20 protein-coding genes and 2 pseudogenes are annotated in these 25407 nt (G+C 46.0%); 11 read left to right on the top strand and 11 right to left on the bottom strand.

The window, feature by feature from the left end; all coding sequences use genetic code 11:
- Nucleotides 1-6: 6 nt before the first annotated feature.
- The gene (locus AKG35_RS01660; protein ID WP_041384274.1) at nucleotides 7-201 is read left to right on the top strand and encodes a hypothetical protein; all 195 of its coding nucleotides are present in this window, start codon (nucleotides 7-9) and stop codon (nucleotides 199-201) included.
- 10 nt (nucleotides 202-211) lie between these two features.
- On the opposite strand, the gene AKG35_RS01655 is transcribed toward AKG35_RS01660, so the two are convergent.
- Both AKG35_RS01655 and AKG35_RS01650 read right to left on the bottom strand, forming a co-directional pair.
- Entirely contained in the window at nucleotides 212-970 is a 759-nt protein-coding gene (locus AKG35_RS01655) for a sugar transferase (RefSeq protein WP_011129690.1), read from the bottom strand.
- A gap of 30 nt (nucleotides 971-1000) precedes the next feature.
- Nucleotides 1001-2233, bottom strand: coding sequence for a glycosyltransferase (locus AKG35_RS01650; protein ID WP_011129689.1), 1233 nt, complete (start codon nucleotides 2231-2233; stop codon nucleotides 1001-1003).
- A gap of 90 nt (nucleotides 2234-2323) precedes the next feature.
- Here AKG35_RS01650 and AKG35_RS01645 point away from each other — a divergent pair, with 90 nt between their 5' ends.
- Both AKG35_RS01645 and AKG35_RS01640 read left to right on the top strand, forming a co-directional pair.
- Nucleotides 2324-2566 (top strand): hypothetical protein, encoded by a 243-nt coding sequence (locus AKG35_RS01645; RefSeq protein WP_011129688.1) that lies wholly within the window; start codon nucleotides 2324-2326, stop codon nucleotides 2564-2566.
- Nucleotides 2567-2644: 78 nt separating this feature from the next.
- Nucleotides 2645-6319: a hydantoinase B/oxoprolinase family protein gene (locus AKG35_RS01640; protein WP_011129687.1), complete on the top strand. Its 3675-nt coding sequence runs from the start codon at nucleotides 2645-2647 to the stop codon at nucleotides 6317-6319.
- A 109-nt stretch (nucleotides 6320-6428) separates the two neighbouring features.
- On the opposite strand, the gene AKG35_RS01635 is transcribed toward AKG35_RS01640, so the two are convergent.
- Both AKG35_RS01635 and AKG35_RS01625 read right to left on the bottom strand, forming a co-directional pair.
- Nucleotides 6429-7268: a DUF4912 domain-containing protein gene (locus AKG35_RS01635; protein WP_011129686.1), complete on the bottom strand. Its 840-nt coding sequence runs from the start codon at nucleotides 7266-7268 to the stop codon at nucleotides 6429-6431.
- A 332-nt stretch (nucleotides 7269-7600) separates the two neighbouring features.
- Complete coding sequence (locus AKG35_RS01625) at nucleotides 7601-8245, bottom strand: TVP38/TMEM64 family protein (RefSeq protein ID WP_011129684.1); 645 nt, start codon at nucleotides 8243-8245, stop codon at nucleotides 7601-7603.
- 234 nt (nucleotides 8246-8479) lie between these two features.
- Between AKG35_RS01625 and AKG35_RS01620 the strand changes: the two genes are divergently transcribed.
- Nucleotides 8480-8674: a helix-turn-helix transcriptional regulator gene (locus AKG35_RS01620; protein ID WP_041384273.1), complete on the top strand. Its 195-nt coding sequence runs from the start codon at nucleotides 8480-8482 to the stop codon at nucleotides 8672-8674.
- 44 nt (nucleotides 8675-8718) lie between these two features.
- Here the strand turns inward: AKG35_RS01620 and AKG35_RS01615 are convergent, their stop codons facing one another.
- Entirely contained in the window at nucleotides 8719-8997 is a 279-nt protein-coding gene (locus tag AKG35_RS01615; protein WP_041384272.1) for a hypothetical protein, read from the bottom strand.
- A 183-nt stretch (nucleotides 8998-9180) separates the two neighbouring features.
- Here AKG35_RS01615 and AKG35_RS01610 point away from each other — a divergent pair, with 183 nt between their 5' ends.
- Nucleotides 9181-13173 carry an AAA domain-containing protein gene (locus AKG35_RS01610; RefSeq protein WP_011129681.1) on the top strand — a complete coding sequence of 1331 codons (3993 nt, stop codon included), beginning with the start codon at nucleotides 9181-9183 and terminating at the stop codon, nucleotides 13171-13173.
- A 91-nt stretch (nucleotides 13174-13264) separates the two neighbouring features.
- Here the strand turns inward: AKG35_RS01610 and AKG35_RS01605 are convergent, their stop codons facing one another.
- The gene (locus AKG35_RS01605; protein ID WP_011129680.1) at nucleotides 13265-13909 is read right to left on the bottom strand and encodes a hypothetical protein; all 645 of its coding nucleotides are present in this window, start codon (nucleotides 13907-13909) and stop codon (nucleotides 13265-13267) included.
- Nucleotides 13910-14239: 330 nt separating this feature from the next.
- Here AKG35_RS01605 and AKG35_RS01600 point away from each other — a divergent pair, with 330 nt between their 5' ends.
- Nucleotides 14240-14575, top strand: a complete 336-nt coding sequence (locus tag AKG35_RS01600; RefSeq protein ID WP_041384271.1) for a hypothetical protein — start codon at nucleotides 14240-14242, stop codon at nucleotides 14573-14575.
- Nucleotides 14576-14652: 77 nt separating this feature from the next.
- Here AKG35_RS01600 and AKG35_RS12685 read toward each other — a convergent pair.
- The 3 genes and pseudogenes from AKG35_RS12685 to AKG35_RS01590 form a co-directional block, all read right to left on the bottom strand.
- A pseudogene (locus AKG35_RS12685) lies at nucleotides 14653-14883 on the bottom strand (hypothetical protein); the annotation flags it as partial.
- A 33-nt stretch (nucleotides 14884-14916) separates the two neighbouring features.
- The gene (locus tag AKG35_RS13735; RefSeq protein WP_419177153.1) at nucleotides 14917-15327 is read right to left on the bottom strand and encodes a DUF805 domain-containing protein; all 411 of its coding nucleotides are present in this window, start codon (nucleotides 15325-15327) and stop codon (nucleotides 14917-14919) included.
- Between the two features lie 50 nt (nucleotides 15328-15377).
- Nucleotides 15378-17027 carry a tetratricopeptide repeat protein gene (locus AKG35_RS01590; RefSeq protein WP_011129679.1) on the bottom strand — a complete coding sequence of 550 codons (1650 nt, stop codon included), beginning with the start codon at nucleotides 17025-17027 and terminating at the stop codon, nucleotides 15378-15380.
- A 152-nt stretch (nucleotides 17028-17179) separates the two neighbouring features.
- On the opposite strand from AKG35_RS01590, the gene AKG35_RS01585 reads away from it, so the two are divergent.
- The 4 genes and pseudogenes from AKG35_RS01585 (at nucleotide 17180) to AKG35_RS13440 (ending at nucleotide 18785) form a co-directional block, all read left to right on the top strand.
- Complete coding sequence (locus AKG35_RS01585; protein WP_011129678.1) at nucleotides 17180-17713, top strand: hypothetical protein; 534 nt, start codon at nucleotides 17180-17182, stop codon at nucleotides 17711-17713.
- The gene (locus AKG35_RS01580) at nucleotides 17710-18033 is read left to right on the top strand and encodes a hypothetical protein (RefSeq protein WP_011129677.1); all 324 of its coding nucleotides are present in this window, start codon (nucleotides 17710-17712) and stop codon (nucleotides 18031-18033) included. The genes AKG35_RS01585 and AKG35_RS01580 overlap by 4 nt, the downstream gene beginning before the upstream one ends.
- Nucleotides 18034-18184: 151 nt before the next feature.
- A pseudogene (locus tag AKG35_RS13445) lies at nucleotides 18185-18541 on the top strand (thermonuclease family protein); the annotation flags it as partial.
- A 31-nt stretch (nucleotides 18542-18572) separates the two neighbouring features.
- On the top strand, nucleotides 18573-18785 hold the full coding sequence (locus AKG35_RS13440) for an excalibur calcium-binding domain-containing protein (RefSeq protein ID WP_236069630.1): 213 nt from the start codon (nucleotides 18573-18575) through the stop codon (nucleotides 18783-18785).
- Nucleotides 18786-18790: 5 nt separating this feature from the next.
- Here the strand turns inward: AKG35_RS13440 and AKG35_RS01570 are convergent, their stop codons facing one another.
- Both AKG35_RS01570 and AKG35_RS01565 read right to left on the bottom strand, forming a co-directional pair.
- On the bottom strand, nucleotides 18791-21964 hold the full coding sequence (locus tag AKG35_RS01570; RefSeq protein ID WP_011129675.1) for a tetratricopeptide repeat protein: 3174 nt from the start codon (nucleotides 21962-21964) through the stop codon (nucleotides 18791-18793).
- Between the two features lie 85 nt (nucleotides 21965-22049).
- The gene (locus AKG35_RS01565) at nucleotides 22050-24233 is read right to left on the bottom strand and encodes a tetratricopeptide repeat protein (protein WP_011129674.1); all 2184 of its coding nucleotides are present in this window, start codon (nucleotides 24231-24233) and stop codon (nucleotides 22050-22052) included.
- Nucleotides 24234-24593: 360 nt separating this feature from the next.
- On the opposite strand from AKG35_RS01565, the gene AKG35_RS01560 reads away from it, so the two are divergent.
- Nucleotides 24594-25229 carry a recombinase family protein gene (locus AKG35_RS01560; protein WP_011129673.1) on the top strand — a complete coding sequence of 212 codons (636 nt, stop codon included), beginning with the start codon at nucleotides 24594-24596 and terminating at the stop codon, nucleotides 25227-25229.
- The last annotated feature ends 178 nt before the right edge of the window (nucleotides 25230-25407 follow it).

Here is a 25407-nt window from a genome sequence, read left to right as displayed (position 1 = left end):
AAACCAATGCGAATGATCACCATCACCGCCACAGCTCTGCTGCTGTCGGTGCAGATCCCTGCTCAGGCAAAAACCACCAGAACCTTCAGCGGTTCCAATCCCGCCGAAGTGAAGAAGAACGCTCGTAAGGCTGGTTACAGCTATCCTGAAAGCGAGATGAAGTGTTCAGCTCGTTGCAACCAACGCTGGGCACGAGACTGACCCCTTCGCCTCAGTAGGCACCGCGATCCATAGGCAGCAACAGCACACCAAAGGTGCGCAGAATAATCGCTAAGTCCAACATGAATGAGCGCCCCCGGGCATAAGCAAGGTCAAGGCGAACCCGCTTGGCATAGCTGAGATTGTTGCGACCACTCACCTGCCACAGACCTGTGAGCCCAGGGCGTACAGATGCAACTTCATGCATAAACTCCCCATAGCGTTCAAGTTCTTTATCAACGATTGGTCTGGGACCAACCAAACTCATTTCACCCCGCAGCACATTCAAAAACTGAGGCAGTTCATCAAGACTGGAACGACGCAAAAATCGACCAATTGGTGTGATCCGAGGATCCTTACGAAGCTTAAAATCACGCTCAAACTCAGCCCTCATCGAAGCAGATTTAACAAGCAAATTTGCAAGGATGTCGTCGGCATCTGCCCTCATCGTGCGGAACTTGATACAGCCAAAGTGTCGATAATCACGACCTACCCGTCGCTGCACATAAAAAACAGGCCCAGGTGAGCTGAGTTTGACCAGCAACGCCAAAAGGAGAAAGACAGGAGAGCCGAGGCTGATCACAGCAAGGGAAAACACCACATCTCCAGATCGTTTAATCGATCTCCCCAAGCGACTCTGCTGATCAATCAAGGCATTCGCAGGCAACTTTGAGGCTGGAGCTGAACGCACCTCAAGATGACGACGAGAAGCCCCTCGGCGCAGGGCTCTACTACACCCATGAAACACAAAGCGCCTGGAGGCCAATCTCATGATCTCTCCTAGCTGCTCGCCTACTCAAGATCAGGATCGAAACTCTAAAAGCTCCACAGGGTCACTCGCAGCAACGGCACAGGCCTGCTGATGTTGTTGCCAGGCCTGACGTAGTGCAGTCTCAAAACGCGACGCAAAAGCTTCCGGACGGAATTGTTCTGCGCAAAGGCGTACGACTTCAGGGGTCAACTGCTGCCAAAGCTGACGTTCCTCAAACCAGGCAACCGCCTGCGCGACTGATGCGACTGTCTGTTCAGGGAACAAGACCCCTGTTGGGTAACGCCTTCCCGCCGCCGCACAACGCACGGTATCGAGTAAGCCACCCCTCCCCAAGCCAATCACTGGGGCCCCTGCTGCCATGGCTTCCACTGGTGCAATTCCAAAGTCCTCCAAAGCGGCATAAACGAAGGCTCGGCAACTTTCCATCAAGGCCTCAACCTGCGCCTGGGTTTGACGGCCTAGCAACTGCACTGTGGGACCTGCCAACTCTTCTAGGAATGCCCACTCCGGTCCATCGCCAACCACCAACAGTGGCAAGCGCAATTGATTGAAGGCCTCAATCACAAGATCCACTCGCTTGTAAGGAACAAGGCGACAAACACAGAGGTACACATCATTGCGAGGCTGATCCCAGCGGAAGCGATCCACCTTCACCGGTGGATGCACCACCTCCGCTTCACGCCCCCAGAAGCAAGCAATCCGCCGCGCTGTAAAGCGGGAATTGGCCAAAAGATGATTCACGCGCGCACCACTGAGCTGATCCCACTGCCTGAGAACATGCAATTGCCAACGGATCAACGGCCCTAAACCGCTTTGTGCCAAGGCCGAGCGACGCAAATAGGCATGCATCTGATCCCATGCATAACGAACGGGAGTGTGCACGTAACTCACATGGAGCTGATCAGGAGAGGTGAGTACCCCCTTAGCCACAAGATGGCTGCTGCTGATGACCAAGGGGTAATCACCCACATCTAACTGCTCAATCGCAAGGGGCAATAAGGGCAGGTATTGCTGCACATGGCTCACTCCCCACGGGAGATGTTGAATCGGACTGGTCTGAATGGCGCGACCTTCCAGCCAGCTTCCTGGCCTAAGGCTTTCTCCATCAACCAGAGCTGCCAAGTCTGATTGACAGCCCAATCTGAGCAACAGAGCATCGATAGATTGCACGACCTGCTCAGCACCCCCCACGGCACGGGGCGTGAACCACTCATGCACTAAAGCAATCCGTTTGGGCAAGTCTTCTGGGGCCTTGCCAGCCATAGCAGATTGATCCTCAGTTCATCACGAAGTCTCTCAGCCGATTGCAGCAAGAGTGCTGCGTTCCGAAGCTGGGTTAAGCCCACTTGAAGCATGCCGATCAATTCCCTCCTTGAAGATGCCCTCAATCAACCTGCGATTGGTGAAACTGGGCGCTTTCGCTGGCATGCCACTCCCGTGGGCATTGCAGCTTTATGTAGACAACAAAATGCCCCTCTCACCCCCCCCTTTGAAGATGCACTACAAGAAGCTCTTCAAGTCGGTTTGGACCTAAGTCGCGAAGAGAGAGAATTCCACCAAGTCAGCCAAGGCCTTGTGCTTCTGTTTCACTCCTGAACGCCAGGCCTAGTCAGCAACTCCCGCAAGGCTCGATAATGGAGGCACGATGCTCTGCCAAGCCACTGGCTCAATTGCATGCCTTGGCAGTTCTGGATCGATCGCGGCGGAACCTTCACAGATCTTGTCGGAATCAATCCCGCTGGAGAATGCATTGTCCGCAAGGTGCTCTCGCAACAGCCAGACCAGCCTGTTGATCCAGCCGTCCGAGCGATCCGGGAGGTGTTGGAGCTCAAAGCAGGACAACCAATTCCCATCGGCTTGATTGAAGAAGTGCGCCTCGGCACCACCGTGGCCACCAATGCTTTGCTTGAAAATGCAGGAGAAGCGGTTCTTCTCTTCTGCAATCGTGGTTTCAGAGATCTGCTCCGCATCGGCGATCAGCATCGGCCTGAATTATTTGCTCTACAGATCCGCCGCACGCCCTTCCTGGCACGAGCCGTGATCGAGGTGCCAGGCCGCCTCGATGCCAAGGGGCAAGAAATCGAACCGATCAGCTTCGATGCAGCCCTAGAAGATGAAGTGCGGCGGCATGCCAAGGCAGGCTTGAAAAGCTGCGCCATTGCTCTCCTACATGCCTACCGCAACCCCGAACACGAACTGCACTTGCAGGACTGGTTAAATCAGCTGGGATTTAACTCCGTGGTTTGCTCCCATCAGGTTTGCCCCCTGCCACGCCTGGTGCCCAGAGGACAAACCACCCTGGTGGAAGCAACTGTTTCACCAGTACTTTTCAAATATCTAAACCAAGTCCGCAAGGAGCTCGGGCCGTCAACACGTCTCCGCGTGATGGGCTCAAGCGGTGCATTGGTGACACCTAAATGGTTACTCGCTAAAGACACAATTCTCTCCGGACCGGCAGGGGGGATGGTTGGCGCTGTCGCCGCAGCACGAGCATCAGGACTCGCCCAACAACCTCTACTGGGCTTCGACATGGGCGGAACCTCCACCGATGTGTTCCATGTTCCTGCCGGGCAACAGGAGGAAGACTGGCAGCGCAGCCCTGAAACAGAGGTGGCGGGCCAGCGCTTAATGGCTCAGAGGTTACCAATCCACACCGTGGCAGCAGGGGGTGGATCAATCATCAGCAGTGAGGGCGAACGGCTACAGGTTGGGCCTCGCTCAGCGGGTGCTGACCCCGGACCAGCCTGTTACCGCCGTGGCGGTCCACTAACGATTACGGACGCCAATCTCTTGCTGGGTCGCCTACAGGTGAACGAATTTCCAGCGCTATTCGGCCCATCGGCAAACCAGCCCCCAGACTTATCAGTTGTGCAAAAGCGCTTTAGAAAACTAGCGGAGACGATCGGCAGCACACCAGAAGACAGCGCAGAAGGTGCCTTAGCAATCGCGATCGAACGCATGGCTGATGCAATCCGACAGGTCTCGTTACTACGCGGTCATGACATTCGTGGAGGCGTGCTTGTTGCCTTCGGAGGGGCCAGTGGGCAACATGCCTGCCGGCTAGCAGCTCAGCTAGGACTGAAGCGAGTGCTGTTTCACCCCTTAGCGGGCGTGCTCTCAGCCCATGGAATGGGCCATGCCCGTCAACGTCAATTACGAGAAAGGTCTGTGCGTGAACCCCTTGACGAAGACTTGTTGGACAAACTTCAGCAGCTCATCAAGCTGGAACAGACGCAAGCAGAACAACTCCTACAGGAATCAGGAGACCTTGCAAGTGCTGTTGATTCAGCTCCACCAAAGCGTTGGGCCCGCATCGAACTGCGCTATGCATCCAGCGAACAAGGCTTAATGCTCTCCCTGAAGCCAACAACTTGCATCACGGATATACAAAAAGCATTCGCGGTCGCCCACCAACAGCGCTTTAGCTATATCCCTCCTCACAATCAGCCTTTAGTGGTGGAAAGGCTCGAAGTCGCAGTAGTAGCCCCTGCATCCCCAAGCGATCAAGTCCCATCAAGACGAGGTGACGTCCAACTGCATACGCCTCCACCACGGTGTGAACATCAACATGCTGAGGTGCATTGGCCAGATCTTGGCTGGCAGAAGGTGCCCCTCCATCATCGCGATCGTCTGATCGCAGGGTCTGTACTAGAAGGGCCAGCACTGATTTTAGAAGCTACAGGTTGCATCGTGCTAGAGCCTGGTTGGCGAGCAATCGTGGATCAACAAGGAGCTCTTGTACTCGATGCCATCGCTGCAGATTCAGTGATTACAAGGCAACCGGTAGCACTGGCCAAGCAAACGCCCGATCCAGTGTTGCTGGAGTTATTCCATCATCGCTTCATGGCCATCGCCGAACAGATGGGGGAACGACTACGTCAAACCAGTCGTTCAGTGAACATCCGCGAACGGCTGGATTTCTCTTGCGCCTTATTCGATCACCAGGGTGCACTCGTCGCCAATGCCCCTCATATTCCGGTTCACCTTGGCTCGATGGGTGAATCAGTCGCCGATCTTCTGGCACAGATTAACGCTGGCGAACGCGGACCACTGCGCCCAGGCGAGACAGTACTCAGCAACGATCCCTTCCACGGCGGCACCCATCTTCCAGACATCACAGCGATCACACCTGTGTTCACCACAAGCGACAGACCAAGCTATTTCGTCGCCTGTCGTGCGCATCATGCCGATGTGGGTGGACTCACGCCCGGTTCGATGCCGCCCTTTAGTCGCAGCATCAAAGACGAAGGACTCCTCCTCCGTAACGTGTCTTTTGTGAGCGATGCTCACCACGACCGCAAGAGCTGGGAGCAAAGGCTTCACAGCGGCAACATGCCGCCACGAAACCCAGCCGAGTTGCTCGCCGATCTACAAGCGCAAGTCGCCGCCAACCAGTTAGGCGTTCAAGAGCTGACGGCTCTTGTCGCCAGCACAGGTGATCGACAAGTCAACAGATACATGGCCTATGTACAGGCCAATGCGGCCGAAGCGGTGCGCAAGGTGATCCAAACATTGAACAATCGCGCCTTCTCAGTAGAGCTCGACAATGGCGCAAAGCTTTGCCTGAAGATCTCAATTGATAAGCATCAGCGCACAGCAAAGGTTGATTTCACTGGCACCTCAGCCCAGGGCTCTGACAATTTCCAAGCTCCTCTGGCCGTAACAAAAGCAGCGGTGCTTTATGTCTTCCGCTGTTTAGTGAAGGAGACGATCCCACTCAACGCCGGTTGCTTTGAACCGCTTGAACTGATCGTTCCCAATGGCTGCTTACTCAACCCGCACCCACCTGCAGCAGTCGTAGCAGGAAATGTGGAGACCTCCCAAGCACTCTGCAATCTATTGTTCGCTGCCCTAGGGGTTATGGCAGCAAGCCAGGGCACGATGAATAATCTCAGCTTCGGCGACAGCGAGCATCAGTATTACGAAACGGTTGGCGGCGGCAGCGGTGCTGGCAAAGGGTTTGATGGTGCTGATGGAATACAGACGCATATGACCAATTCCCGCCTCACGGATCCAGAGATCCTTGAGCAGCGTTATCCAGTACGGCTGGAGCTCTTTGCGTTAAGGCATGGTAGTGGCGGCCTTGGGCGATGGCGTGGCGGTGATGGGCTGTTGCGACAATTTCGCTTCCTAGCGCCAATGACAGCGTCGATTCTCTCTGGATCGAGAAGAATTGCACCATTCGGGCTATTAGGCGGCCTGCCAGGGGCGTTAGGCGCAAACCAACTTGAACACGTCAATGGAAAAAGAGATCCGCTGAAAGGATGCGCAACGATCAATATCGAAGCCGGAGAGGCGTTACTGATCTGCACCCCAGGCGGTGGAGGCTATGGCACACCGCGTGACTAACCCTGATTAGCGATTCATCAACTCATACACCTCTCGCTGGTCTGTATGAACCAACGATTGAACCAATACAGATCAGAAGCAAACAATGAACGAAGAGATCACCAACCGGTCAGAACCAATCAGAATCAGAGGCATTGTCGGGATCATTCTGCTGAGATTTACGGCGACGTAAAAACTGTCCACGACCACTATCCAACCATCCAGAGCCAGAATCATTACTAAACCGCCTGGAGCGATCGGAACGACCATCCCCCTGAAGAGTCTCCGAGCCAATTCCAAAGCTGGGGTTATTTGAAATTGCACGCTGATACATCTGCTCGTGCATTCCGTCATCACCAAAATCAGCAACTTCAGCAACTGACGAAGTCAGAGAAAAAGGTTGGGAGGCGACGTTTTGCTCCTGGCGCAAAGAACTAGATGAGCTATCGGAACTCTGCTCAGAAGGATCGCTTTGCGGAACGTATACCGGTTCTGAGAAAGCTAGCGACAGCCAACCTCCCTTAGGAAGCTGATAGCCGAGCTCAAGAAGATAGTCGCGGCCGCCCATCGGCACAGGAAGGAACCACTCATTAGCCTCGCTATCGACAAGAATTTCTTTGATGGCATGCCTACTGATCAAGGCATCGGTGTGGCTATACAAATCGACCAGCCGCAGACATAGGGCTTTTGCCTTTGATTTTTTTGCCCGTTGCTGATCGGCTTTGCTGATGCTCCAGCTACAGCGGGCCCACTTTGAGTCTTTGGGATGCAGTGAAACATAGCTTGAATCCTGGACCCTATCCTCGTTGCTGCTGGGCTGCTTTTCAAAAGCCTCTGGCGAGGACTTCGAAGACCCCTTTGGCTTAGTGACAAAGGCTTGAAAGCGTTGCTGGATTCCCTGAACCAGGCTAGAGACCCCTTTATTAGTGGACTTTTCTTGGCCTGTCACAGGGAGGTCAGCAGAAATCAAGTCAAATCATTTAGGCCATTTTTGCCTTGATAAAAGCGTTTGCCAGAATCTCCTGACATACGCAGAACAAAGATCGGCCCGAACAAAAGCTCAGAACCGAGCAGCAATCCAAACCTTTTGGCAATGCTGATCTCTAGCAAACACTGCGTGAACGGCCAAAAAACCGAGGAAGCGTCCTCGCATGTAGGGAGACGAGAGAACCAAGGGGCATATATGGTAAGAATTGGCTCAAAGTGGTTCAAAAATCCATGCACACTGAACCATCTCTACCGAGCCTCTTGCACTAAAGACTGATTTCAGAAAAAATAGTGGAAACAAGACTATTTTAAATCCTATTGATTAGTATTAGAGACCTTCTTCTTAGTAAGACCAGCGACACTAGCGAGTACAAACATCCCAAGCAGAGCAGCTCCAAGCATCAATCCAGCCCCCTGACTTACTCCAGCACCGACAGCGACAATGATGGAATCACTAATCAAGAGACTTACAATTAATGCTGGAGTAAAAAGACGCCAACGTGTTCCACCTATTCCAATGGCGTAGCTCAGGAAATCGAAAAGTCCGGTCATTAAGAGTCCGGTCATCAGGAAAAAGTTTCCCTCCAGTTGATTTTGATTGAAGCCCTCGATTCTCTTCATTGCTTTCACTCCAACCAAGCGGCGAACAGGTTCTCTTCCATAGTTTCTAGCGATAAAAAATGCTGCTTGACAAAAGATAAGATCAGCCAAAACAATTGTTACGTATCCTGTTTTAAACCCCAATAGAGAACCTGCTAAAAGTGAATATGCAGAACTAGGCAAGGCAGGTAAAATGATACTAATCCCTCGGAGTAGCATTATCCCCAAAGGAGCCCAGATGCCCATACTTTCGACCGCATTACGAAGCGGCTCAATACCATATGTCTGTATAAGGTAAACCAGAACAACAAATGCTCCTGCCCAAAATGCAATCAGGAAAAACTTACGCAATTTATTCATTTTGAAATACCTCGAGCAATTTTCATATTTTGAACCAGAGACGAAGAATCAAGCAACGGAGAGGGTGTCCGTCGATCTGAATGGAATATACACTGCAGCAAACCAATCGGGACCACTTAGCAAGATCGATAAGCAATATCCACCAACATTTCCACCATACATTTATCTATAACCAAAGTTGCTAAATTTAGCAATATGTGATACAATAAGAAGGAGGAATAGGATATCTATCTAATGACTTATGAAGTAAAATTTCTGCGATTGAATCAAGTAAAAGAGATGACATCGCTCTCTAAGTCGACGATTTACAAGATGATCGCCGAAAAGAAATTCCCAAGGCAAATCCAGATTGGACCTCAACAGGTTGTTTGGACCAAGCATGACGTGCAGGACTGGATGAATCAGAAAATTCAGGAGGCAGCGCTTTGAGTTAACAAGGCGCCCTGCGCCCCTCTGAATCGTTCTTGGGCGATCTAAGCAACCTCAGGCGCCCATCCAACCTCCAGTTCCCTTCTCATGATCCATTGAGGGCATTTGCTGTTGAGGTGCTCTCCTTGAGGAATCAGGCGTTGATGGATAGGACAGGTCAATAGCGTCTGGCATTGCTTCCCAACGGCATAGCGGAAGTGATTACAGGTCATGCAAACCGCTCCTGATCGCGAGGGTTTGAGAGTGCCGTCATCCATGCACTGCCACTCCTCTGGGTCAGAAGATGGGATTGGCGATAGTTGCCTGCCTGAGAACCGTGCCATCGAATCCTTCACGTCAATACACCTGTACTAGTCCGAGAGGGTCGATTGGGTCAAGTGGTTTGCGGTGACTACTCGGATCTCTAGTGCTCAGAAGGGTCCGACAGTGCAATGGTGACTATTGGTTTGAAGCAAAAAGGATCGGTCCGCCGAGCAGGAATATCTTGGATTTAGATCTGGGCATACATGAGTCTTGAGCACCGCTATCGACAGTGGGCAGATGAACTGATCGATCTGTCAGGGCGGAATGACCTGATTAGTTTTCAGCAGACCAAGGGTGGAACACTGATCCCATCAGAAGAAGCAGTTAAACGCCTGCTGGACGGGGAATCACTGCTGATCTCCGACTTTATTGACATAGAAGTCGCAGAGAACAGAAGGGCAGCAACAGGCGTTATCAAGAAGGCAATTGAACTAGAAGAACAGTCAGGGATCGAATGTCTAAGACTGATCACTGGTTTTGCGACATGGAAAGGCGGAAGCACTGCCAACCCCAATGCACCGTTTTTGCTTTATTCACTAAAGATTGAAAATCCAGGAGTATCACTACAAAGAACGCGCCTGAAATTGATCAGTGCAGAACCTGAAGCAAACCCTGTCTTTCTGCTACATCTCAAACGTCGTTTAGATATTGATATCGATGAGGATGCAATAGAAGATGCTCAAACAGAGGGTGCAAAAGAACTAGAGCGTGTTGTGCGGGAACAATGCCCTGAGACTGTCGAACTAGCAATCAACCCTGGATTTGCAATCAAGAATCTTCGCTATCAGAAACTGCCGATGGTGAAAGATTTGTTATCTGCAGTGGAGTCACTCTCTGCAAATACTTTAATTGCTGCGCTGGCAGGTGATGAGGATTCAAAAGGTGAGTTAAAGAAAGATATTGCTAAGGTTGATCGCAGTGAACCAGATCGTGTACCTCCTGAAAATGAATTCTTGGTACTCGATGCAGACTCAAGTCAGGAATGGGCAATTAATTCTGCATTAAAAGGACAGAACCTTGTCATTGAAGGTCCTCCAGGGACAGGCAAGAGTCAAACGATTGCCAATTTGATAGCAAGTTATATGGCAGTTGGTAAGAGCGTGTTATTTGTCGCAGAAAAGAGAGCAGCAATTGATGCAGTTAAAAAGCGGGTGGACAATGTGGGACTTGGGAATTTCTTCCTTGATCTGCATTCTGCGGAAACAATTAGAAAACGACCAGCAGAACCATTTGTGAAAGCACTTGATGAAATCGCCAACATCCCAATAGTTGACTGCTCAGAGAATCAACAGCGCCTTATGAGATCCAGGAAGTTATTGGTGAATAGAACCAAAGAGATTCAAGAGAAGAGATCTCCATGGGGATGTTCCTACATCGACATCCTTCAGTATGGAATGGAATCTAGTGAGATCAAAGACAATCCATATTTAATATCAAATGATGAGGTAATCAATATCAAATCTGCTGATACAGACGACATAAAGCAATCCCTAGAAGAACTGGAGAATTTATCTGCAGGAGAACTACTATCTGACACATTTCCTCTTTCAAAAGGAATAAAGGCAGGTGAAATCAAATCAACTAGTGATGTACAAGATGTATTCAATGCATTGGACAATGCAAGACCAGCACTGGGTTCTGTCGAAGCATGGGTCAATACACATAACGAGCAAGTCAGAATCATCCTGAACTCATGCGAACAAGTCAAGGAAGCAATCAATAATATTGAGGAATTCAGAAGTAACCAGACTTTGGACACCTCAAAGGCAATAAGACTGCAAGAAGAGGCAATAAGGCATTTAAAGAAAGTGCTAAACAGGAATCTATTACTGAGAATACTTTCGTTCCTGACAGACGCAGATTACCGTCAAGCACTTAAAAGTTTAAAGAATGCACTTATCAATCAAGTCAAACCAAGCATTGACAACCTAAGAAATGCAAGTCAGGTATATTCAAATCAACAGTATCTCCAATCGATAGGACTAAATCCCTCTACAGCATCATGCCCTAGTGAATTGAATGGATGTATCGATAGTCTCCTGGAATCAATTTCTACTCTTAATAGATACATCAATGACTTACTTGGCGAACAATCGAACCTTGGCGAACTAAAGGCAACACTAAATGGAATCGAAAGATATCGACGCTCAATTCCAAATGCTCCAAGAGTCAAAGCATCTCTATTGAAACTGAAAGAGTTAGGTCTCTCGGAAATAGGTTTGATAGATAAAGTAATTAAAGACTTTGTATCTGGAGAAGCATCAGAAGTTGTTTACAAAAAAATCATTTCTGCATGGGCACAGAAAGTTGAGGAAGTCATTCGAATCAATGCACCTTCACTTGCTTCTTCTACAAGAGATTATCTAGATAGGACCATAGGTACGTTCCGCGAAACCGATTCTGAGCACATAGCAACCACTGGGCAGCGAATCAGACGCATCACTGCTGAACGTGCACATAAGTTGCGTCAACAGCATCCAGACCAGGAAGACTTGCTTCGTCAGCAGAGCACAAGAAGAAAAAACCGGTTGTCGGCAAGGAAATTATTTGCCTGTGCCCCAGAAATACTCAAATCTGTAAAACCTTGCTGGGCAATGAGTCCACTGGTCGTATCAGAACTCCTACCTGCCAATAAAGAACCCTTCTTTGATGTCGTGATCTTTGATGAGGCAAGTCAGATTGTCCCTTTTGAGGCAATTACATCGATACTGCGAGGCAAGCAAACCATCGTTGCTGGCGACTCAAAACAACTGTCGCCGACAACCACTTCCTTTTTCTCAAAATCCTCAGATGATGACCACAGAGGCGATGACTTAGACGATGAGGATTCATTCGATGCAGTAGATGAGACCGAATCACTGCTCGATGCCGTCAAGTCGGTCTTGCCACCTGTTGTGGGAGTACGAACCCTTCAGTGGCACTACAGGTCGGAGGATGAGCGCCTGATTGCCTTCTCCAACAAGCACCCTGATCTGTACGGTTCTCGCCTAGTCACTGCACCATCGACTTCTCAAGAAGCACCCTTTGACTACCACCACATCGAAGGTGAACTCAAGGAGGTCACAGGATCCTCTCCTAAAGCAGAGGTGAAGAAGACAGTAGAACTTGTCATCAATCACCTAAAAATAAATCCTCATCTGAGTCTTGCCGTCATTGCCTTTGGCAGTGAGCACGCAAGAAAGATCGAAAATGAGTTTCACAAGCAGGTTGGTGCTACCCCCTCTCTGCCGTTATTCCCAGAGGGTAAACCTGAGGAAAAACTAGTCATCAGGCACCTAGAGGCAATTCAGGGGGATGAACGCGATGTGGTCTTTATTGCCACAGGGTATGGACCAAAGGAATTAGGAAAAGTCCAGAACAGTTTTGGTCCTATCAATATTGATAAGAACTTTTTTGGATTACGACGACTGAATGTGGCAGTAACCCGTGCCAGAAAGCGGGTTGAAGTGATCACAACGATCAACCCCTATCAATACGACGACAATCGCATCAACAGTGTTGGCGTGAAGGGTCTTATTAAGTATCTGCGCTTTGTCAAGAGTGGCGGGATGGATCTTGGCGACTTATCTAGCGAGACCGTACCAATGAATCCATTTGAGCAGGATATTCATGACGCTCTTGTTGCCAGGGGAGTTGGTCTTGTCCCTCAATATGGAGTCTCAGGATATCGCCTCGATTTTGCGGTTCAGCACCCAGAGGAGAAAGGCAGATTTGTTATGGCAATAGAAGCAGATGGCGCGTCATATCACTCAAGTGATACTGCCAGAGATAGAGATCGTATTCGTCAGAATCATCTGGAAAGATTGGGGTGGCAATTCCATAGGATTTGGTCTACCGAATGGTTCACCAATAAAGAAAGCGAGGTCGAAATCGCTATAGATGCTGTTAATAAGGCAATTAGATCTCGCCCACTCACCCAGTCTGAGCAATCACCTCAGACAACTCAAGAGACAGTCCCCATCAGGACGCGAAACGGTCCTAAACCCAACTTGCCTGGGTATCCATCCATTGATGACTATGGCAAGGAGATTGCTGAATATATCTGCTGGATCTGCTCTGATGGATCCTTGCTTTCTGATCAACAGATTTTTGAGGAGGTATTTGCTGAACTTCCTTACAATCGCAGGGGATCCAAAATCGTAGAGAGAGTCTTTCAGGAGATATCAGATCTGCGTGCTTCAGGGAAGATACCTTGAGAGCAATTTAAATCTTTTCAGGAACCATTGGTGAATTCGGTCTTGACCAAAATTATTTATCAATAGGATTCTCCAATCCTTAGCAATTATCTTAAAGTTTATACTTATCCTTTGCATGTTTCCAAGCGGCATTGAATTTGTGTATTGCGCCAAAAAGTTCCTCTGTTGAAGCAACACTGGAGTACTGACGGGCACCCTTTCGAAAATTTTTATAAGCATTAGGCAGATTATCTGCTTCTTCCCTAAACTCTGAAATGAACTCACGGATAACTTTGTCCGTTTTTGCTGCTTCAGCAGATTTGCTTGTAGACCTGAATTTATAGGACAGTACTACTGCTGATGAACCTAAAGCAGCAGAAGATGCAATAGTCATTGTTCTTTGTGCTCCAATTGCAGAAACACCAATAGCAGTGATCGCAGCAACACCAATTCCTATCCCTACAGATGGTCCATACGTACGAATAGGTGAAACAGACGTGTTTTCCTCAACAGTACTATTTTTGAATTGATCCTCTTTCTTTAATTGAGATCTATATGCACTATTGAACTTTTCGATGACTAGTTTATTGGCATCATAAAGATCATCCTCACTATATTTTATTGCTTTTTCTTTGAGTTTATCTTCCACAATGCACATAACTTCTTCCTCACCCTGATCAATCGAAATATTCATTTTGTCTAGATTTCTCCTGATTTCGCCCAGGGAAACAAGATCGGCAATCTCACTTGGAGTCATTTTCGACCTCTTCCAGGGCAATAGTCACTTTCTCATAATCCTTAGATGCGCGTGATCAGCACTGGATTAACGGGTCTTGATATCCCTTGAGATGCTGTCAGGGAGAGACTTCTTGCCTGTTACAGACCGATCTGAAAGCACTGAGAGGTCACTGACAGTGCTCCTCCAGCAACAAGGCAGCATCTTCACTTCCTAGTTCTTCTAAGGTTTTAAGGATTAGAAGAGGAGAAAAAAAGAAAAAGAGTTTTTAAATGATATAATTGTTACGCAAGAGAACTTGGAATGCCTTTTTAACTATTATAATTTTCTAGTTAGATTCTATTGCTCAAAATGACAACTACTCCTGACGATTCTAGTTTATTTGAGTTTATACGTCAGGATATTCCGGATTTGACTGATGAATTATTCGAAAAGATTTTAGATCTAGGTATAAATGATATGTACTGGGGAGACGCTTACGTGTCTACTCTACCTACAGATATTCGCGTTGAGGCAACATTTTCCAGGAATTTATGCCGCGAATTAGGTTATCTAGATGATTCAGTTATTCCCGAATTTATTACCTGTCAGATTGATTGGCAGGCAGTGTGGGATGAAACATTAATCCATGATTATTTCACTATTGAATCGCAAGGCAGCACTCATTTCTTTTCTAATGATTACTGATCTCTATATTTCCAAGGTATTACCATTTATTGGCAGTCAGGTTCCATTTCAAGATCCAATCGAGTTTATTTGATCCTTTATATTAGTAGATTCATTCTAAAAGAGACTTCTATACATTGGGTCAAACCTCTGAAGCAACGCCTAGGAAACTGACAGTGCTCCTCCAAGCACTTGGCAGCATCTTCATTTCCTAGTTCTGCTGATTTATTCCAGTCCTCACAGGTACTTTTGAGGTCTTTTAGTTCTTTTTTTGCATCTCCGCGGTTTTTATAGGCATTGGCATACTGTGGATCAATCTCTATTGCCTTGTTGTAATCATAATTTACGCCTTCATAATTTTCTTATTCACCCTTGGTATTCCCTACATCGTTGTAATCTTCAGCACTTAGACTCGTCCTGCTTTTGGATGGTTGGCAAAGCATATAAAAGACATAGAGTACAGTTGCTATTTTTAGAAAACTAAAAACTATCGAATTTGGAAGAAGTATTAACACGAGTGTCCATAACCACCAAGTCCCATTACCTCCATCTCCAAGGCGCCTCAGAGTAAGAGTTCCTGGAGGAATGAATAAAATAGAGAAGATAACTGTATTGATAATAATGTATGCTAATGGACTGAGCGATTTCAACTTCTGTGTGGCATGATTGACTATTGAGAGATAAATTAGTCCATTTATTATCAACCCTAAAATAGACCACACATATTCCTCCCGCGAACAGAGTCCATCAATATCAAGACATCTTTCCCACATTAGAAAATAATGTCTAAGTATTTTCTTAGGCAATTTGATTAGAGGATTTTTCACTGACAGTGCTCCTCCACCAATTTGGCAGCATCTTCGTATCCTAGTTCTGCCGCTTTCTTCCAATCCTCACAGGCACCTTTGAGGTCTCCTATTTCTTTTTTTGCCTCTCCACGGTTGTAGTAAGCAATGGCAAGTTGGGGATTAATCTCTATCGCCTTTGTGTAATCAGCAATTGCTCCTTGATAGTCATGTAATGCAACCCTTAGGTCGCCACGTTTAGCATAGAGAAACGGATCATCAGGATCAACCTCTAGCGCCAGATTATAATCATCAATCGCGCCTTTATGGTCATCTAACACATACTTTATATCGCCACGATTGAAGTAAGGGGCAGCAGAACTAGGGTTGATCTCTATTGATTTATTGTAATCCTCAATAGCACTCTGATAGTCTTCCAACTTACGCTTAGCATTACCGCGGTTGTTATAGATAACTGCATCATTAGGACTCAGTTCAAGCGCTTTGTCGTAAGCATTAATTTCACCTTCAAAATCGCCAGATTCACATCTATCACTTCCAAGGTTTAAATAATAACTCAGACTGGCAAGTACACCCTGTGAGGCACATTCCTGATCTAAAAGTAGGTCAGCAGTTTTATTTTCCAATTCCGATGCTTTCTTCCAGTAAGCACAGGCACCTTTTACATCAGAACTATGAAACTTTATGCTTCCTATATTGAGATAAGCATTACTATATTTTGGATTTAAATCAACTGCCTTCAAAAAATCACAAATTGCTCTTTCCTGATGCCCTGAGTCCCTTAAAGTAACACCACGTTCATAGTATGCATCTGCAAAATCCGGATTAATTTCTATTGCCTTGCAATAATCACTAATTGCGGATTCAGGGTCCCCTGACATATCCCTATAAATCCCTCTATTTACATACAAATGACAGTCTCTAGGTTCTAGTTCTATTGCCTTGCTGAAATCATCAATTGCGCCTGGGAAGTTCTTTAAATCTGCTTTTCTGATACCTCTCAAATTATACTCTAATGAATCACTAGGTGTAATTTTAGGTTCACGCACCAATATTACCCCTATCAAGTCGCCTGCGTCTTGATAGGGTTCAGATTTCCCATCTAATAGATAGTTTACAAAGTTACGAAGTTCAAAATACTCCTTGAGAAGGAGATTTCCTGCTTCGATATCTAATGCTCTTCTGCAATCTTCAATTGCTTGTTTGGGATATCCTGCTTTATTCTTGACTAAAGCAAGATAGAAGTAAACATCGACACGCTCAGAATCAATTTCTAATATTTTTGAATAATCCGCTATTGCTCCATTCGGGTCAAACTTTTCTTTAAGGAGAGCACGTCTTATGTAATGTTCAAAATTAGAAGCATCCTTCTCAATTTTCTTTGTTTCTAAATCAATTAAATTCTGTACATTTGGATAAAAACACTTCTTGAGCATCTCCATAGCATGTTTGTCGCCCAACTCGGATGCCTTGTACAAATCATTACGCGCTAATTCCTTTTCATCACTAATAATCCTCGCAAGACCACGAATGTGGTAGGCACTCGAGTCCTTTGGATCAATTTCTATTGCCTTGCTGCAATCAGAGATCGCACCTCGATAATTTTTCAATAGGAACTTTTCCTTAGCACGTTTTATATATTCCTCAGCGGTGTTTCGTTCATGCATCAGCAGAAAGCATCTTCCTATGACCTCACACTAGGCAGGGAGAGACTTCTTGCCCTCCTAGGGGGTCTTGGAGGCGTTCCTCTCAGCAATGATCGCCAACCACTCAAAAACGCTCTTAGATGGTCCTATAGGCAGAAGGTCAGAGCACGACCATGAACCTCCCGGCACTGGTTGGATCACTCCTACTCGTGACTGGAACTCAAGTGCCCCTACAGGTAAGGCAAGACCATGTACTTCCTGTCTTTGGATGTGGGACAGGTTGCAGTGTTGAGACAGAGCAACTGACCTATCCAGAAACCATGGATGACGGGTGGATCAGGATCAAAGTCATCCAAAGAACTTGGATAAATTCCAAAGACGAGAATGGGGTCTATAGGACAAGACTATGTAGAGGTGATGAAGACGGATGTGGTCCTGCCGAATCTGAAATTTGGTTATTCGCAGATTGTGCTGGAGAGAAGTTTGCTACCAGTTCCAATGCCGACCGTTCCGACAGTTGGGAACAAGATGTCTTCTACAGAGAAGGGGACTGGAAAGGTCAACCAAAGTTTCAAACGGTTCATGGCAACCCCTTTATGAGATGGGCAAAGTTGTGTCCTGCAGAATCAGCAGAAGGCAGGGAGTACATACGCCAGTGGTATCAGAAGTTATTTGACTCCTTTAAGTCGATCAAAAACACCCCATGAGATTTCTGCCTGCTCTTTTGCCACTTGCATGTCTCCTCCAACTACCAAAAGTGATAGGGCAAGACCTCCAGTGCCCTGGTCAAAACACTCTTGAGATGAGGTACTGCGCTTCTCTTGATCTGGAGGACTCCAATAAGAACTTGAGATCTCAATTACCTGCTGGAACCTTTGAGCGATGGCAACAGACAACTAAAGAGGTTTGTGCCAAGGCATATGCCCCCTATAAAAAAGGCACTATTTACCCGCAGGTGATCATTCGCTGCGATGACAACCTCAACCGTGCCCTACTCAAGGAACTAAAAGGACTGGGCGAGAACTGATGGAGCACTTGCACTGGAGTTATCGCGAAGTTGGTTTGCTGGTTGTTTTCTACGGGGTTTTGATGATGTGGTGGATCAGGGGATCTAAGAGAAAGCAAGACCTTGCCAAACCGTTGACGGAGAAGGAGTTTGCCAATTGCTTGGATCGGATATGGGCAAGGGATTTCTAGTTCTGCTTCTTGCTCTTTGGGCAGTCCCTTCCAATGCAGCAGAAGTACTTTCGATCGGTGATGGCGACACTCTCACCGTCATAGAAGGCAATCAAAGAACCAAAGTGCGACTTGCCTGCATTGATGCTCCAGAGACTTCCCAATCGCCCTATGGCAAAGCAGCACGGCAAGCACTGAAGAGTCTTCTGCCGGTTGGTTCTGATGTGACTCTCCGCTCCAAGGCAACTGACCGCTATGGAAGAACCGTTGCTGAAGTCATTCTCAATGGCAGCAACATCAACCACTCATTAGTGAAGTCGGGGAATGCCTTTGTCTATTGGCAGTACATCAAAGGGTGTGATCGGCAGACCTACTCCCAACTAGAGACCTATGCCAGACGGGGAGGTATTGGGGTCTGGGTCTGTTCCTGGAGGAATACACCGACCTTGGGAATACAGGAAAAACAAGCAGACCAACAGCAGGAGAAAGCGTTATCGGTGCAAAGAGATCAGATCATGGAATGCAGCACAGGAACTGCTCAGGGAAGGGCACTCCTATCTGGATCGGGATAAAGACGGGGAGGCATGCGAGTCACTTAAATGAGGACTTCACTGACAGTGCTCCTCCACCAACAAGGCAGCATCTTCATTTCCTAGTTCTGCTGCTTTCTTCCAGTCCTCACAGGCACCTTTGAGGACTCCTAGTTCTTTTTTGGCATTACCACGATTTTTATAGGCATTGGCATACTGTGGATCAATCTCTATTGCCTTGTTGTAATCAGCAATTGTTCCTTGATAATCCTTTGAATCATACTTGGCAAGACCACGATTGTTGTAGGCAAGGGCAAGTTGCGGATTAATCTCTATTGCTTTGCTGTAATCAGCAATTGCTTCTTGATAATCTTTTAATTCACTCTTGGCATTACCACGGTTGTAGTAGGCAGGAGCATCCTTTGGATCAATCTCTATTGCCTTTGTGTAATCAGCAATTGCTTCTTGATAATCTTTTAATTCACTCTTGGCATTACCACGGTTGTAGTAGGCATTGGAATACTGCGGATTAATCTCTATTGCTTTTGTGTAATCAGCAATTGCTCCTTGATGGTCTCCTAGTTCTTCATCCTTTACAAGACCGCGGTTGGAGTAGGCATCGGCATCCTTTGGATCAATCTCTATTGCCTTGGTGTAATCAGCAATTGCTCCTTGAGTATCTCCTAAATGACTCTTGGCATAACCACGGTTGGAGTAGGCATCGGAATCCTTTGGATCAATCTCTATTGCCTTGGTGTAATCAGTAATTGCTCCTTGAGTATCTCCTAAATGACTCTTGGCATAACCACGGTTGTAGTAGGTAGGAGCATCCTTTGGATCAATCTCTATTGCCTTGGTGTAATCAGCAATTGCTCCTTGAGTATCTCCTAAATGACTCTTGGCATAACCACGGTTGGAGTAGGCATCGGCATCCTTTGGATCAATCTCTATTGCCTTGGTGTAATCAGCAATTGCTCCTTGATAATCCTTTGAATCATACTTGGCAAGACCACGATTGTTGTAAGCAAGGGCAAAGTGCGGATTAATCTCTATTGCTTTACTGCAATCAGCAATTGCTCCTTGATTATCTCCTAATTTTCTCTTGGCATTACCGCGGTTGTAGTAGGCAGCGGCATACTGCGGATTAATCTCTATTGACTTGCTGTAAACAGCGATTGCTCCTTGAGTATCTCCTAAATCACTCTTGGCATTACCACGGTTGAAGTAGGCATTGGCATACTGAGGTTTAATTTCTATTGCCTTGTTGTAATCTGCAATTGCTCCTTGATGATTACCTAATTCATCCTTGGCAAGACCGCGATTGTTGTAAGCAAGGGCAAAGTGCGGATTAATATCTAATGACTTGTTGTAATCAGCAATTGCTCCTTGATAATCCTTTGAATCATACTTGGCAAGACCACGATTGTTGTAGGCATCGGCAAGTTGAGGATTAATATCTAATGACTTGTTGTAATCTGCAATTGCCCCTTGATGATCACCTAATTCATCCTTGACTAGACCGCGATTGTTGTAGGCATCGGCAAGTTGCGGATCAATTTCTATTGCCTTGTTGTAATCTGCAATTGCTCCTTGATAATCCTTTGAATCGTACTTTGCAAGACCACGATTAGTGAATGCATCTGCATCTTTAGGATCAATTTCTATTGCTTTACTGTAATCAGAGATTGCTCCTTCAGTATCTCCTATTTCACCTTTCACATTACCGCGCATAAAATAAGTCTCAGCATCATTAGGATTAATTTCTAACGCATAATCGAAGTCTTCAAGTGCTCCTTGGTAATCATCTAATTGAAACTTAGCGACACCACGAAGACTGTATGCATCGGCATAATTAGGGTTCAGTTCTATTACCTTTGTTAATTCCTTGATTTTGCCATTAGTGTCACCTGTATCTGAAAGGTCTAGACCATCGGACTCATTAGAACTTTGCTTACCAATAGTTACTTGAAACATCTGATCAATCAATGAACCAGTCTTGAGTCTTTCCTCTTTCAGCAATTCTGCAGCGCCTTGATCTCCTAATTCTGCTGCTTTCTTCCAGTCCTCAGAGGCACCTATTAGGTCTCCTAATTCTTTTTTAGAATGTCCTCGGTTCCGATAGGCAAACGCATATTTTGAATCAATCTCTATCGCCTTTGTGCAATCAGAAATAGATCCTTGAAAATCATTTGATTTACTCTTTGCAACACCACGGTTGTTGTAAGCAAGGGCGTCCTGAGGATCAATCTCTATTGCCTTTGTGTAATCAGCAATTGCTCCTTGATGATTTCCTAATTCGTCCTTGGCAACGCCGCGTTTCAAATATATGTTATCAACCTGTGGATCAATATTTAAGGCATGATTGAAATCAGCAATTGCCCCATCAAAATCTCTCTGATTTAATTTTGTATGCCCCCGGTTGAGATATGCATCGGCATTGCTCGGGTTGATATCTATCGCCTTGTCGTAATCTGCAATTGCTAGTTGATAATAGAAATCATCAAGTTTACGCTGCCCTAAATCATCCTCGATGATCCCACGATTATTATAAGCGCTATCATTTTTAGGATCAATTTCAATTGCCTTTGAGTAATCAGCAATTGCTCCAGAAATATTTCCACTACTATGTTTTGCCTTACCACGGTGGAAATAGGCACTACACTCATCTCGATATTTATACAGTTGGTCAGGATCAATCTCAATCACCTTTGAGTAATCAGCAATTGCTCCATCAAAATTTCCGATTTGGTCTTTTGCCATGCCACGGAAGAAGTAGACATCCTTAAAGAGTGGATAAATTGCTAAAGCGTGATTGTAATCAGCAATTGCTCCTTGAATATCGCCTAATTGCCACTTAGAAAAACCACGATTGTAATATGGGTGGGCATGGTTAGGATCAATCTCTATTGCCTTTGTAAAATCATCAATTGCCCCTTTATGGTCACCTAATTTCTCTTTTAGATTCGCACGTTTACTATAAGCAGCGACATCCTGAGAATTGATCTCTATTTCTTTATTTAAGTCTTCAATCGCTCCATAAAAATCCTTTTTCTCTAACTTTGACTTTCCGCTTTCAAGATATTCATCAGCATTCTTCCCACCTCCCTTACGACCAGCAACAACCCCACCAGCAACACCTAAGGCAGCAGCACTCCCAATAACTACTGGTGTCTTTGCGCCTACTAGAGACAAAACAACAGCAGTAGCAGCACCAACCCCTATTGCAATGGCACCAGTACGACGGCGAGACATCAAGAGGTGGCGTACTCCGATGCCTTCAGACTAGGTGGGGAAAGACTTCTTGCCCGTTAGCGACCCCTCTGAAGCAACGCCTAGGTCACTGACAGTGCTCCGTCACAAACTTGGTTACTTCTTTATTGTTTTCCAACCGCACCTTCATATATGGATATTGATTGCCAAGTTCTGCTGCTTTCTTCCAGTCCTCACATGCTCCATTGAGGTCTCCTAGTTCTTTTTTAACTAATATTCGATTTATATAGGCATATATGTTCTCTGGGTCGATTTCAATAGATTCAGTAAAATCCTCTAATGCTCCTTCTCTATCATTAATCCTTGCTTTTGCTTCTCCACGGCGATTATATGCACCTACGATGAAACGTATTTCATCTTCATAAGGGTCAATTTCTAATACTTTCGTATAATCAGAAATTGCCCCTTGGTAATCACCAAGATCTGATTTAAGAGAGGCACGATTCATGTAACTACGTATATCAGGAGAGATGTCTATTGCCTTGGTAAAATCATCAATTGCCCCAGGATAATCTCCTAAATCTTCTTTGCTAATTCCACGATAGAAATATGCATCGTGACAGTATGGATTAATTTCCAATGCCTTCTCATAATCATACATTGCTCCTTCAAGATCTTCTAATTCAACTTTTGCAGCAGCACGCATAAGATAAATCTCAACATTGGGGTTAATTTCCAATGCCTTACTGTAAGCATCTATTGCAGAAGCATAATCATCATCAAAATTTTCATCTCCTAGTTTGGCAAATTGATATGAAGTGGTTTGCAATTCACAAGAGTCACAATGCTCTTCTAATAACCCTTTTGCTATTTCATCTCCTAAGTCTGACGCTTCATTCCAATCGCAACAAGCACTTTTTAATTCTGAATGTCTAAAGTGGAGATTCCCTCGATTCCTATATGCTAATGCATTCCATCTGTCTAATTTAATAGTTAGGGTAAAATCTGAAAGTGCACCTATATCATCACCGGAGTCCCTTAATGTAACTCCACGGGTGTAATAGATATCTGCATTAGAGGGATTCAGTTCTATGGATTCTGAATAATCATCAAGCGCTGCTTTTGAATCTCCACTTAAATCATGGCAAGCACCTCTGAACATATATGCCAAAGAGTTCTTACTGTCTAATTCTAGTGCTTTAGTATAATCTTCTATAGCGCCTTGATAATCACCTTCACTACATTTACTCGCAGCACGATAAGTATAGTTAAGCGAATCCTTTGGATTGATATCTGTATTTTGCCTTAAAAGATCACCCAGTAATCTCTTGATAAAAGTTTGATAACGCTTCTCAAGCACTTTCTCTCTTTTAACACATAAGCAATGATTATAGTCATTAATTGCTCCCATATAGTCTTCCATTATGCTCTTTACAAGACCACGCTCTCCATAAGCAGTAGAACTCTTCGGGTCAAGTTCAATCGCCGTGCTTAAATCAATCAACGCCCCTTCATTGTCTCCTATTCTCCTTTTTAACTTGCCGATAGAGATATAGTGTTCGGCATTAGAAGGTTCGATACTTAGTAGTGTTAAGTATCCATCAATTGCCTCCAGAGGATCAAAATCCTCTAGGAGAAGGCACCGCCTTGAGTGCCTTTCAACTTCTGTTAGGTCATCAGATTGAGCATCTATCATACTTTGAGAGTGACTATAAAATAAATCTCTCAAACAAATACTTGCATGCTTATCTCCTAATGCTGCTGCTTTAAACCAGTCCGATTTGGTCCCTTCTTGATCTTCCAACTTCAACTTTGGGAATCCTCGATTAAAGAAGAATTCAGCATTATTGTCATCTATTTCAATTGCTTTGCTGCAGTCAATAAGTGCTCCTTGATGATCCTTTAAGTCAAACTTAGCATTACCTCTTTTTGTATACGCAATAGCATGTAAAGGATTTATTTCAATTGCTTTGCTGTAATCTTCAATTGCTCCTTGATTATTGCCTAATTTTGCTTTAGCAAGTCCACGATTATAATATGAATCAGCATTGTAAGGGTGACTATCTAATAACTTATTGAAATCATCAATCGCCCCATGAAAATCCTTATTTTCTAACTTTGATTTTCCGCTTTCCATCAATTCATCAGCACTCTTTCCAATCCCCTTACGACCAGCAACAACCCCACCAGCGACTCCTAAGGCAGCAGCACTCCCAATAACCACTGGTGTCTTTGCTCCTACTAGAGACAACACAACAGCAGTAAGAGCACCAACCCCTATCGCAATGGCACCAGTACGACGACGGGACATCAAGTGGTGGCGTACTCCGATGTCTTCAGACTAGGTAGAGCAAACAGTCTCACCATTAGGGCAGCAACTGCATGACATGAAGAAGGGCACCCGCATCGGATGCCCTCAAGTCCAGGACAGGTTTTCAGGGTCTCTACGTCCTCGGACTCCTAATACAGGTCTAAGCACGGAGATTGAGTAGGGGTATGAGCAGTAGTGCCTATTTCTTATGTTCCAATAAGCGATCGGTTAACGATCAATCTGGTTAAGAAGCGTTCATCCCTCAAAATCCAGTGAAGTCAATCTCAGATGTGTTCCATTAAGGCGTTCTGGTTGCTAAAGTAGAAATACAGGTGAAACACCCCTCTTTTTGGAACACGCATGGGCAAATTCCAAAAGCGCAAGTTCGAGAGACCATCATTCATGGATAAACCCAACTACAAATCGATTGGTTATGCCCGCGTCAGTACCTCAGGGCAGACCACTGAAGGTCAGGTTGTTGATCTGAAAAAAGAAGGGTGCTGTGTTGTTTTCCAGGAAACGATCAGCACAACAGTCAAAGAGAAAGAACGACCTCAACTGATGGCAGCACTCAGTGCTCTTGATGAAGGTGATGAGTTGGTGGTCTCGAAGATGGATCGATTAGGTAGGACCCAGGTCGAGGTGGTTAATCGCATCCATGACCTGCAGCAGCAAGGCATCCATATCAGGACCTTGGATGGACTGATCAATACAAGAGGACTTGGGAAATTCGCTCCTGTGCTCATTGGTCTGCTCTCTGGTCTTGCAGAAGTAGAGCGCTCACTGACCAGAGAGAGAACGATTGAAAGCATCCAACACCGCAAAGACACTGGCGGGAACTTGGGAGGTAGACCCAAGACCAGTCGCATCAAAGAAGGTCTTGTCCTACGCCTAAGAAAGGAAGGGTGCTCTTACAGGTCCATAAGAGAGCAAACGGGTCTTGCTCTATCGACGATTAGAAGGATCATCGTGGAGCAAGAGGTCGTGACGGCATGATCAAAACTCTTCTACTTGCTGTCATCGTTGCCCTTCTGTGGTCTACACCTCAAGCAAGAGAGACAACAGCAAATGCACTACGAATTGCGGCAAACTGGTTAGACCCAAAGGAAGAACCAATAAAGATCCCCAAGCACCTACAAATTCAAATCCCTCCAAAGGAGTGAAATGGCGTAAA

Source organism: Prochlorococcus marinus str. MIT 9313 (assembly GCF_000011485.1).
GTDB classification, from domain to species: domain Bacteria; phylum Cyanobacteriota; class Cyanobacteriia; order PCC-6307; family Cyanobiaceae; genus Prochlorococcus; species Prochlorococcus marinus_D.
This window is presented reverse-complemented; position numbering and strand designations above follow the sequence as displayed.